Annotated in this window: 14 protein-coding genes; 2 read left to right on the top strand and 12 right to left on the bottom strand. The window is 43.0% G+C overall.

Features of this window, described 5'->3' with window-relative positions; all coding sequences use genetic code 11:
- Positions 1–76: 76 nt before the first annotated feature.
- The 10 genes from LWH95_RS15685 to LWH95_RS15640 form a co-directional block, all read right to left on the bottom strand.
- Positions 77–1,081, bottom strand: coding sequence for a HAMP domain-containing histidine kinase (locus LWH95_RS15685; protein ID WP_003238008.1), 1,005 nt, complete (start codon positions 1,079–1,081; stop codon positions 77–79).
- Positions 1,074–1,769 carry a two-component response regulator BceR gene (bceR, locus tag LWH95_RS15680; RefSeq protein ID WP_032731980.1) on the bottom strand — a complete coding sequence of 232 codons (696 nt, stop codon included), beginning with the start codon at positions 1,767–1,769 and terminating at the stop codon, positions 1,074–1,076. The genes LWH95_RS15685 and bceR overlap by 8 nt, the downstream gene beginning before the upstream one ends.
- A gap of 96 nt (positions 1,770–1,865) precedes the next feature.
- Positions 1,866–3,176 carry an ABC transporter permease YtrF gene (gene ytrF / locus LWH95_RS15675; RefSeq protein ID WP_084992837.1) on the bottom strand — a complete coding sequence of 437 codons (1,311 nt, stop codon included), beginning with the start codon at positions 3,174–3,176 and terminating at the stop codon, positions 1,866–1,868.
- A complete protein-coding gene (gene ytrE, locus LWH95_RS15670) occupies positions 3,166–3,861 on the bottom strand; it encodes an ABC transporter ATP-binding protein YtrE (RefSeq protein ID WP_232919938.1) in 696 nt (231 codons plus the stop codon). The genes ytrF and ytrE overlap by 11 nt, the downstream gene beginning before the upstream one ends.
- 14 nt (positions 3,862–3,875) lie before the next feature.
- Entirely contained in the window at positions 3,876–4,850 is a 975-nt protein-coding gene (locus tag LWH95_RS15665) for an ABC transporter permease (RefSeq protein ID WP_232919937.1), read from the bottom strand.
- Positions 4,851–4,879: 29 nt separating this feature from the next.
- Positions 4,880–5,866: an ABC transporter permease YtrC gene (gene ytrC / locus LWH95_RS15660; RefSeq protein ID WP_232919936.1), complete on the bottom strand. Its 987-nt coding sequence runs from the start codon at positions 5,864–5,866 to the stop codon at positions 4,880–4,882.
- Positions 5,860–6,738 carry an ABC transporter ATP-binding protein YtrB gene (gene ytrB / locus LWH95_RS15655; RefSeq protein WP_003223329.1) on the bottom strand — a complete coding sequence of 293 codons (879 nt, stop codon included), beginning with the start codon at positions 6,736–6,738 and terminating at the stop codon, positions 5,860–5,862. Before ytrB ends, ytrC begins: the two co-directional genes overlap by 7 nt.
- The gene (gene ytrA, locus LWH95_RS15650; protein ID WP_003238015.1) at positions 6,731–7,123 is read right to left on the bottom strand and encodes a GntR family transcriptional regulator YtrA; all 393 of its coding nucleotides are present in this window, start codon (positions 7,121–7,123) and stop codon (positions 6,731–6,733) included. Before ytrA ends, ytrB begins: the two co-directional genes overlap by 8 nt.
- A gap of 32 nt (positions 7,124–7,155) precedes the next feature.
- Positions 7,156–7,293: a hypothetical protein gene (locus LWH95_RS15645; protein WP_003238016.1), complete on the bottom strand. Its 138-nt coding sequence runs from the start codon at positions 7,291–7,293 to the stop codon at positions 7,156–7,158.
- A 154-nt stretch (positions 7,294–7,447) separates the two neighbouring features.
- Positions 7,448–7,720 carry a YtzC family protein gene (locus tag LWH95_RS15640; protein ID WP_003238017.1) on the bottom strand — a complete coding sequence of 91 codons (273 nt, stop codon included), beginning with the start codon at positions 7,718–7,720 and terminating at the stop codon, positions 7,448–7,450.
- Between the two features lie 161 nt (positions 7,721–7,881).
- Here LWH95_RS15640 and LWH95_RS15635 point away from each other — a divergent pair, with 161 nt between their 5' ends.
- Entirely contained in the window at positions 7,882–8,850 is a 969-nt protein-coding gene (locus LWH95_RS15635; RefSeq protein ID WP_148982208.1) for a TIGR01212 family radical SAM protein, read from the top strand.
- Positions 8,847–9,431 carry a tRNA (mnm(5)s(2)U34)-methyltransferase gene (locus LWH95_RS15630; RefSeq protein WP_232919935.1) on the top strand — a complete coding sequence of 195 codons (585 nt, stop codon included), beginning with the start codon at positions 8,847–8,849 and terminating at the stop codon, positions 9,429–9,431. Before LWH95_RS15635 ends, LWH95_RS15630 begins: the two co-directional genes overlap by 4 nt.
- Here LWH95_RS15630 and tbcS read toward each other — a convergent pair.
- Both tbcS and ytpA read right to left on the bottom strand, forming a co-directional pair.
- Entirely contained in the window at positions 9,421–10,524 is a 1,104-nt protein-coding gene (gene tbcS, locus LWH95_RS15625) for a tetraprenyl-beta-curcumene synthase (RefSeq protein WP_019259257.1), read from the bottom strand. The genes LWH95_RS15630 and tbcS overlap by 11 nt on opposite strands.
- Positions 10,525–10,544: 20 nt before the next feature.
- The gene (gene ytpA / locus LWH95_RS15620) at positions 10,545–11,324 is read right to left on the bottom strand and encodes a phospholipase YtpA (protein ID WP_003238021.1); all 780 of its coding nucleotides are present in this window, start codon (positions 11,322–11,324) and stop codon (positions 10,545–10,547) included.
- Positions 11,325–11,330 lie beyond the last annotated feature (6 nt).

The following is an 11,330-nucleotide window of genomic DNA, read 5'->3' as shown; positions in this document are numbered from 1 at the left end:
AATGTTATTATAAAAAGGATTGCCGGGCTTTTCCTTCGATTAGGCGAACAAAAAAGAAAAGCATGTGACATTTTCGTCACACGCTTATGACACGTTCAAATTGATTCCGTTTTGGAAAGGTTAATGTAAAAACTGTCCCCGCTCCGAACTCCGAATGCACATCAATATGGATCAATAACGGCGCCGCGGCTTTTTTCGCCAAGTACAGCCCCATGCCAGTGGATGCTTGATCATGGTGGTCCGTTGTAGATGTAAAACCTTTATCAAAAATACGCGGCACATCTTTTTGATCAATGCCTCTGCCAAAGTCTTTCACTTCGAGGTGCGTCCGCTCCCCTTTTTGAAAGCTTTTGATCTCAATTTCAGAGGCTTCGCTGTATTTCACTGCGTTTGTCAGCAGCTGCCTGATGATAAATGCCAGCCATTTTGCATCGCTCAGCACTTCCTCGGCCTCAAGCTGAATATCAAAGCCAATCCCTTTTTGGATACACCACGATTGTAAATCTTTGATTTCCTTGAAGATCAAAGGCTGAAGCTGAATGAATTCTACAGACAGATCATTTTCAATAAATGACATGCGTTTTTGATGAAGCTGCTGATCAAGAAGCAGGTGAATACGCAGCCATTCATATGACAGCTGGGATTTCAAAGCTTGGTCTTCCATTCTATCAATGATTAAATGCATCGCTGTTAATGGGGTTTTGACCTCATGAATCCATGCCATCAGCTCATCTTTTTCATTTTCTAATGCCAAGCGATGCCGGTCTGCGGTTTGCTTCAAGTGTTCCGTTTGTCCGGTAATGCTTCTTTCAATCATCGATTCAAACGGCGTTTCCGGTTCACTTATCGCTGTCACATCAAGATTGTTCTCCCATGTTTTCAGGCTTTTATAAAACGCCGTTTCTTTCCGATAGCGGACCCAAAGGAATATCATAAAAAACAAGACACACAAATACACCATATAAAGAACATTTTCAAATGAAATGGAGGGATCAACAAAAGCAATGAGCAAAATCAAAACCTGCTGAAACAAAAACGCGGCAATCCAGCTTCGCCTTTCAGTGAGGAATGCTTTAATCATAGAAATGATCCTCTTCCTTCGCCAGGTAGCCTTGGCCGACCTTCGTCTCGATATATGTGCCAAGCTGCAGGGCGTCCAGTTTTTTTCGCAGGCGATTGACATTGACGGTCAGCGTATTATCACTCACAAAACGCTCATCGTTCCACAAGCTTCTGATCAGCTCTTCCCGGCTGACGATCTTGTTTTTTTGTTCTATTAATTGTTTTAAAATAAACATTTCATTTTTAGTCAGTTCAACAGTGCCTTTGTCGTTGCTGACGAGGTTCTGCTCTGCGTCTATGGCAGCCCCGCACCACGTTTTGAGCGTGTTCGCCTCCGTATTATAATGATACACACGCCGGAAAATCGCTTGGATTTTCGCAATCAGCACATCAAAATGAAACGGCTTTTGAATAAAGTCATCTGCCCCGAGCTGCATGGACATCACCATATCGGCAGGATGATCTCGGGAGGATAAAAAGAGAATCGGTACATTTGACCGGGAGCGGATCAGCCGGCACCAATGAAAACCATCAAATTTAGGAAGCTGGACATCAATAATGACACAATCAGGCTGAACCGCCGCAAATTCCTGCAGCACTTGACTGAAATCCTGAATGCCGTATACATCGTAGGACCATCCCGTTAAACGATCCTTAATTTCATGAAACAGCGATTCATCATCTTCAATCAGCAAAAGTTTAAACAATCGACTCACCGCACCTTTTCCTTTTTTATCAAGTGTATAGCAAAACGCCATCATGCGCTATAGAGAAAGCCGGCTGTCTCAGCCGGCTCGTACGCATTATAATTCTCTTCTCAACGCTGTCAGTACGTTGGTTTTGGTTGCTTTTCGTGCCGGGTTCATTCCGGAAATCACCGCAACCCCTCCACAAATCACAACGGCAATGATGACAAGGCTGACCGGGATGTAGGAGAATGTGTAATTCAAATCGCCCGCATCGCCCCCGCTTGTCGCCGCGAGAATCATTGGAACGGCCAAGTTAACAAGGTAGCTCACGCCATAAGAAATGATAATCCCAATCACACAGCCTAAAATCCCGATATACGCGCTTTCCATCAAGAACATTCGGCGAATAATAGACGGACTCGCTCCAATCGCTTTCATAATGCCGATTTCCTGAGTTCTTTCTGTAACCGCCATTGTCATCGTGTTAAAAATGCCGATTGCAGAGATAATAACAGCGATACATCCGACAAAGATCAAGCCGATTTTGAAGACCATGAAGAAGGTGTTGGCTCCCTCAAGCTCGGTAGTCACTGAAGTAACATAGTACCCGTCTTCTGTTAGATCATTTGTCAGCTGTTCCACATTCTCAAATTTATCAGCAAAAACGCCGATGTTAGTCTCAACATTTCCGCCTTTAAAATCCAAAAATTCGGAAAAATCTTTTTTGAATTGATCACTGATGAAGATGTTTGAGTCCTCCATCCAATCTTGAGATGGCTTTTTTGTAATACCAACAATTTTAAAGTCATATGTTTTTGTTTTTTTAACATCCCCTGTTTTGGGATCTGTTTTTGATACACTTAATTCAATTGTTTTGTTCAGAATGTCTTTCGTATAGCCTTTTGGTTCTTTTATATCTTCTGGATTTCCTTTTGCTTCCTCAATTTTTTTGTTATATTCTTCCGATTCCTTTTTCGTCAATAATCTCTTTGCAAAGTCGTATCCTACTACGATTTCATTTTCCGACTTTGCGACTCTTCCCTTTTCCAATTCCATATTGGCCTTTAATTCATCACTCATATTAGTAAAGATGAGATTAGAGCTTTCATTTGTACGATTGCCTAAAGTTGCTTTGTTTGGTTCATACACTTGAGTTCTTTCTACAACTGACCTTACATGATCATACTTCTCTAAATCAGCTTTTTTAATAGGCTTATCCCCTTCCTTGCCCATTACACTGACTTTAGTCACAACCTGCTGGCTCATCGTCATATCTGTGATTGTCTTTTGAATACCGAATCCAACCGACGACAGCACAACCAAAAACGCACACGCCATTGTTGTCGCAAGAATTGTCATAAAGACGCGGAGTCTGTTTTTCTTCATATTTCTTCTGATAAAATGAACCTGATCCTTAAACCTCAACGGTAATTCCCCCTTTTAACACACCGTCATGAAGCTGAAATTTTGAATGTCCGATAGAAGCGACTTCATCATCGTGAGTAATGATCACAAATGTAATGCCACGTTCACGGTTCAGCTGCTTGATCAATTCCAGCACTTCCTGTTCCGTTTCTGAATCAAGGCTTCCCGTCGGCTCATCCGCTAAAATAATGGATGGGTTTAAAATCAATGCTCGCGCAATGCTGACACGCTGCTGCTGGCCGCCTGACAGTTCATTCGGATAATGAGCGGCGTGATTTTCCAGACCGACGCGTTTCAGCATGTCCTGCACCTTTTGCTTGCGCTCGGACGGTTTGATCCCTTTTAACGCCAGCGGCATTTCAACATTCTCATACGTTGTTAACCCTGGGATAAGCTGAAAGCTTTGAAAAATAAATCCGAAATGGTCAAGACGAAACTGCGCCCAATCCTTTTCATTAAAGCCCGTAACATCAGTCCCATTAATGACAATCCGCCCTTTTGTCGGCGATATGTAGCCGGATATTAAATTCAAAAGCGTTGATTTTCCTGAGCCGCTTCGTCCGACGATACAGGCGATTTCCCCTTTCGCCACGCTTAATGAAACATCCTTCAAAACTGGAACTTCATTCTCACGGCCCTTTTTCCCGATCGTGAAAGAATGGTCAATATGCTGAACATCTATCATAAGTTCTCTCTCCCTTATAAAAGTTTCGTTTTTTTATAAATCGCAAAATAACTGATGAAGAAACCGATCACAGCTCCTGCAGCCATGCCAATAAGATAGCCGGCAAAGCTCTCCGTTGCGGAAAATCCAAAATATCCGAAGCCCATGATTCCAATGATAATGACGATTACTTGAACCGGACGGTCAAGTGATTTCCACAAAAAGAAATACCCGTTTCGTTCATTAGACAGTTTGACGAAACTGATGTAGCCGATAATGTAGAACATGATACTCATCACAGCCGGAATCACTAAATATTTCGGTGAATCTTCAACCCAGTTTGGAATGACATATGTGATTGGAAATATATACTGCATCCATTCAGGTATAGGGTAATCTAAAAATGCTGCTCCGCCAAAAAGGATATCAATGTTGATTGCAGGCAGAGTAATAACTAAAAAAGGCAAGATGGTGACGGTAAATGAGACCAGCAGCTGTGCGAAAATATTGCCTGTCAAAGCTCCTCCAGCCATAACCAAAGAATAAGCCAGCATGCTGACGATAGTCATTCCCAGGCTGTAGTTGTGAAAATAAACAGCCTGTTCAGGCTTCAAAAGCATTATCAGCAAAACAGATAAAACATAACCTATGAGTTGCGGTATCACAATCACCATTCCGCCGGTAAGGAACTTCGCATTAAATATCTGCCCTCGTGTATAAGGAAGGCTCAATGTAAAATCAAACAAGCCCTTGCTTCGTTCAATCCCAAGCTGGCTGACCGCCAAAACAACACCCCAAATCCAAAACAGTGAGATAAATGTGCCGTTTAAATAGTTAATCGTAAATACGCAGGTTCCGACCCACTCGTTCTGATTAGCCACGCAGCCTTGATATGAGATGTACGTATTTAAAACAGTAAAAGGATTGCTAAGCATAAATACCAAAAAAATCATGATTAGCAGAGCTTTATTTTGCTTCCACTCTTTATAAAGCAGCCCGGAATCCGGCACATCACTTCCCTCCAAACCGAAAGTATTTCTTAATGTTTCGTTTTCTTATAAATAGAGAAGTAGCTCACAAAGAATCCAGCCACTGCTCCAATGATCATACCCAAAATATAACCAATAATGGAATGTCCAGAGTAATATCCAAATAACCCAAATCCAAGAATTCCGAAAGCTATGACAAGGATTTGTACCGGACGATCTAATTTGTTCCATAAGAAAAAGTGTCCGTTTCGTTCACTTGGAAGCTTTTTGAAGCCTATTAATCCAATTAAGTAAAAAAGAATGCTCATTACGGCTGGAATCAATAAAAGATATTTACTGTTAGTCAGCCATTCATTTACAACGTAACTAATCGGTACTAGATACGATAAATTGCTTGCCAGAGAGAAATAACTCTCAGGTGAAGGAAACAATTCCCATATACTCACACCAAAAACAACTTCAAAGTTTCCAACCGGCAATGCAACAATTAAATACGGCAATATGCCGGCAGAAAGAGCAGTTAATAGCTGGGCAAAAGAATTTCCAGTTAACGCTCCGGCGGCCATCACGAGTGAAAAAGCCATAAAACTAATCACGATTACTCCAACACTGCTGTGCTCAAAATAGTAGACGTGTTCAGGGCTATAAACAAGAATTAGTAGCCATGCAAGTAAAAAACCAATCAATTGTGACAGCACAATCACAAAACCGCCTAACCAAAATTTCGTCTGAAAAATTTGGCTTCTGTTATATGGAAGGCTTAATATAAAATCCATCGTGCCTTTCGAACGTTCCATTCCCAGGAAGCAGACCGCCAAAATGACACCCGGCACCCAGTTGATATCTATCAGATTGCTTATGGAATAATTCACAATAAAATCACAATATTGCGGGTCTTGGCGATCAAGACATCCTTGATAAGTCAAATACGTATTAACGATAGAAAGCGGATTTGCCAGCACTAAAAACACAATACTTAACAAAATCACCACTTGATTCTGCTTCCACTCTCGATAGAGGAGGCCTCGGTCTACCATCTCCGCTTCCCTCCAAACTTCGCAATGAACACTTCTTCCAAGTTGACAGGAAGCTCATTCCACACTTTTGGCTTCAGCTCTCTTAAAAAGCTCTTGTTCTCTTCGTCGCTTTTCGGAATCAGCACCGTATAGAACACGCCGGCCTGATCGAGCATCGGAATGTTTTGCTCTCTGATGGCCAAATTGACATCTGTATCAAACGCCATTTGAATTTTGATGTATTCTTCTTTTAGCTCATCAAGATCCATCACATTCGTCAGCCTGTTATCTTCGAGAAAACCGATTCGGTTGCACATCCGCTCTATGTCCTCAAGCCGGTGAGAAGTGATCAGAATGCTCGTATCACGCTCTGCCACTTCATCGACCATCAGCTGCAGCACATCATGCCTTGTCACCGCGTCTATTCCATCCGTCGGCTCATCAAGGAGAATCAGCGCCGGTCTCGCCGCAAACGACAGAACGAGCGACAGCTGTTTTTTCAAGCCTGTTGACAGCTCGCGGTATTTTTTCGTTTCTGGAATTTCGTATCTGTTCATCAGCTCATTTGCGTACGTGACATCAAATTTCGGATAAATTCTTCTTAGGATATCGACAAGCTGCTTGTATGTATACTTATCATAAAAAGGATTCTGAACAGGCATGTAGATGATATTCTGTTTCACCTTCGGATGCTTTTTAATTTCTACGCCGTCAAATAAAATCGTCCCGCTGTCTGCGAAAATGATTTGCTGGATTAAGCGGAGCATCGTCGTTTTGCCTGATCCGTTGCGGCCGAGCAGTCCGAAGATTTCTCCTTTTTCAATCGTTAATGAAACATCTTTTAATACCTGATTGCCGTCAATCGTTTTTGACAGCTGCCGTAGTTCAATCATTTTTTGTGCCTCCTTTCACATCAGCGCTGATTTCCTTTATCCATTCTTGCAGTTTCTCCAGCTCAACCCCTGCATAGTGTGCATCGATGATGAGCTGTTTGAGTTGCTCTTTAATCATCGTCATCTTCCCTTCAACCAGTGTCGTTTTTGCATTCTCCGATATATAGGTCCCTCTGCCCCGAAGCGTTTCAATAATCCCCTCTCGCTCAAGCTCTTTGTACGCTTTGCTGACAGTGTTCGGATTCGCAATAATGATCGTCGCCAATTCTCTGACAGAAGGAAGCTTATCACCAGGCTTCATGATCCCTTTCAAACAAAGCTCTTTCATTTGCTGAATAATTTGTTCGTAAATGGGTGTTGAGCTTCTTGGATCGATTTGAATCATTTACTTCCCTACTTTCTATACGATCTGAACCTTTATAGATAAAACTGATCAATTATACTTTTTTGACATTCAAAACCGATCATCACAAGAACAAGAAAAAAAGAACAAGCGATCACAGATGCCGTGATTAGCATTGGCACGTTACGTTTGTTTCGTTTTTTATGTTTCATAACTGCCTCCCTTAATTTCAATATATAAATGACTTTTCATCAGTGTCTATAGTGTATTACTTCAATTAGTACACTTAATACAATAAATACTTTGACGTACAAAGTCAATCCTTTTTTTACAAAAAAACGGACCCTTATCAAAAGGGTCCGTTTCTTATACATCAAGAGGGTGCTGCAGGATCATATTATTTTGCAAAGCTTGCAGCTGAAGTCTCATTCTGTACAGCTGTTCTCTCTGCTGATCATTTGACGACAGCCACAGCTTATTCAAGGCATTTACCGCGTTTTCAAGCTGCATTTGTGCATCACTGTATTCTTGATCGTTATAATGCTCTTGTTTAGAAGCGATTTTCAGCTGTTCTTCAGCATAATCATACGCCTGCATACATTGCTGGAGATGTTCATCTACTGATTGTCTTGTTGCCACAGTAACCCCTCCTCTTGGTAATGGAAACAATCCATCATTCATATTGTAGCCCCATCTGACTTCGTTCAATAAAGTAATTTATGGTCGATATTCATTTGTTCTCTTGTGAAATGCGTGCTACAATTTTAGGATGCAATCGTACGCAAGGAGGCACATGAATTGTGATGCAGAACAATCCTTTTCCTTATTCAAATACGGAAAAACGCTATCATACATTGAATTATCATCTCAGAGATCATTTTGGCCATAAGGTGTTTAAAGTGGCGCTGGACGGCGGCTTTGACTGTCCGAACCGGGACGGCACCGTTGCCCACGGCGGCTGTACATTTTGCAGCGCAGCAGGCTCCGGCGATTTTGCCGGAAATCGGGCCGATGATTTAATTACGCAATTCCATGACATCAAAAACCGCATGCACGAAAAATGGAAGGACGGCAAATACATCGCCTATTTTCAGGCCTTCACCAATACGCATGCGCCGGTTGAGGTGCTTCGTGAGAAATTTGAATCCGTCCTTGCCCTTGATGATGTGGTCGGCATTTCGATCGCCACACGCCCAGACTGTCTGCCTGATGATGTCGTTGACTATTTGGCAGAGCTGAATGAACGCACATATCTGTGGGTGGAGCTTGGGCTTCAAACGGTTCATGAACGGACCGCTCTTCTGATCAACCGCGCACATGATTTTAACTGCTATGTGGAAGGCGTCAAAAAATTAAGAAAACACGGCATACGGGTCTGCTCACATATTATCAACGGACTGCCTTTGGAAGACCGGGACATGATGATGGAAACCGCAAAGGCCGTCGCAGATTTGGACGTACAGGGCATTAAAATCCATCTGCTGCACCTATTGAAAGGCACACCGATGGTCAAGCAATATGAAAAAGGAAAGCTGGAATTCCTTTCTCAAGATGAATATGTGCAGCTCGTTTGCGATCAGCTTGAAATCATTCCGCCGGAAATGATCGTCCACCGCATTACAGGTGACGGGCCGATAGAATTGATGATCGGGCCGATGTGGAGCGTCAACAAATGGGAAGTGCTTGGCGCCATTAATAAAGAACTTGAAAATCGCGGCAGCTATCAAGGAAAGTTCTTTCAGCGGCTTGAGGAGGAATCAGCGCTATGATTTTGAAAAAAATTCTTCCTTACAGCAAAGAGCTGCTGAAAATGGCCGCGGGAGAAGGAGATATCGTCGTAGATGCAACGATGGGCAACGGACACGATACGCAGTTTTTAGCGGAGCTTGTCGGTGAAAACGGCCATGTGTACGCATTTGACATCCAAGAATCAGCCGTGGTCAATACGAAGGAACGGCTCGGCGAGACATTTCAAGCGCGAACAACGTTATTTCACAAAAGCCACGACAAAATCGCTGAATTCCTTCCGCTGGAAGCACATGGCAAAGTGGCGGCCGCTGTGTTTAACCTCGGCTATCTGCCGGGCGGGGACAAATCGATTACGACGAACGGCAGTTCAACGATCAAAGCGATTGAACAGCTTCTCAGCATCATGAAAGATGAGGGCCTGATTGTTCTGGTCGTCTATCATGGTCATCCGGAAGGCAAAGCTGAAAAAAACGACGTGCTTGACTTTTGCCGGGACTTGGACCAGCAAACAGCCCGTGTGTTAACATATGGATTTATCAATCAGCAAAATGACCCGCCATTTATTGTCGCCATCGAAAAAAAAGCTCAAATCAGCAAATGATTTGAGCTTTTTTCTTTGAGTTTTTCATCCAGGCCATTTTTTGAAATTTCCGGTAGGCTCTGCCGTTGATATAAAAGAAAAAGGAGGTTTTTCCGCTTGCTTTGATCAGCTTCTTCGCGAGCCGGCCCATTTCCTTTTGGCCCGCCACTTTATCATCTGACAAATAAACACCCAGCAAGCCCCGATTGATTAAACGATGGAAGTTTTCATGCGGAATGCCTTGCAAATGTTCGTCGGCTTTATGGATAAAGTGTTCAAGCCGCTTCATCATTTCTTCATGCGACTGATAATACGAGCAGAAATTCAAGTCCCCTTCTAGCAAGTCCTCCTCTTGATCGATCAAATAATCCAGCAGAATGTGAAGACCTTGTATGTAAGGAAAATAACTATTGCGGATTTTTTTAGCGGTGTTTTCTGTGAAATCAGGCTGGAACGAATACGCAACAAGACAGAAAATGCCTAGCGTAGAGCCTGCACAAGCTGAAAACTCATACCATTCCATCTCAGGCAGCTCTGATTCATATTGAGTAAACCACTTCTCAAGCCGCGGAACACGCTCATGCTCAATGACGTGCTTATGCACCTGCAAATCGCAATAATAGCCGCACAGTTCAAGCAGATACGGTTTAATCATGTCGTAGTGCTCAATTGAACCAAGTACACGCTGGCACGTTTTGACCAACTCATGCAAATATCCACTGTCATCCTGTTCTTCACGGAATTGATAATAATTTTGCGGTTCCGCTCCCACTGTCAGTGCGTCCTGCATTGAGGTGTGGAGCATCCGAAAATCCTGCGGGTCAAGTGATGTGCTGCGGTCGCACAGATTGTCCAGATAATCACTGATCGTTTGATACGCGATGATAAACTCGACGCATTTCTGCTTTTGATTGCCTGACAACAAGGCCAGTATGCCGCCGCCTTCACAGTGGAACGTTTTGTCTCGAATACTTGCGGTTGCCTGTGCTTTTAATTCACTGTTATGAATTGATTCTGATTTTTGCTTCCATATGTCCAGCTCTTGATGAACGAGCGGAAAAATATCTCGATATACTTTTGCCATCAGTCCAAAAGGATGTTCCGGTACTGTCAACACATGCACCCCCAACTAGTTCAAATATATTGATCAGTAAACGCTCTTGCTGCTTTAAAGACATCTTCTCTTTCGGGTTCATTAAATATTTCATGATAAAGCCCTTCCCACTCTTTGTACGCTTTATTGTGGGAAGCAACACCTGAAAACCACTTGATGACCATCGTTTTGTCGACAAGCTTGTCGTCACCTGCCTGCATAACAAGGAGGGGCACTCTCAAAAACGCATCTGTCGGCACCATCGCTGACTCAATTGTTTTTAACAGTTCTCTGTACCATCTGACAGATACTTTCCTGACGTATAACGAATCATTTTGGTCTGCCTCGATGACGTCCTCATTACGCGTCGCCATATCAATTGATAATCCCGAATCAACCTTAAGTGACGGAGCGATGACATTCAGGCCTCTTGATGCAATGTCAAGCGCTTTATTGACTTTAATTTGCAGTCCGAGACACGGTGATGATAAAATAATTCCCGTAATGCGGGGATTTCTTTGCTGTTTAAACCATTCAATCGCGACCAGGCCGCCCATGCTGTGACCAAGTAGAAAAACAGGCAGCTCAAAGGTTCGCGCTTTATCTATCCAAGTATCTACTTCATCAATGTATTCTTGAAATGAGCGAATATGACCTCTTGCCCTTGTGGTTGTCCCCTGACCCGGCAAATCGCCCATGACAACGTGATAACCCGAAGATCTCCACATTTCAACCAGCCATTTATATCGTCCGTGATATTCACTTGCCCCGTGGATCATCACAATCACTGCAACAGGTCTGTCTGCTTTCCAGGTCCACATGCTGTT

It is taken from the genome of Bacillus sp. G16, assembly GCF_021282335.1.
In the GTDB taxonomy this organism is placed as follows: domain Bacteria; phylum Bacillota; class Bacilli; order Bacillales; family Bacillaceae; genus Bacillus; species Bacillus inaquosorum.
Note: the sequence above shows the minus strand (reverse complement) of the source record. Positions and strands in the feature narration are given on the sequence as shown.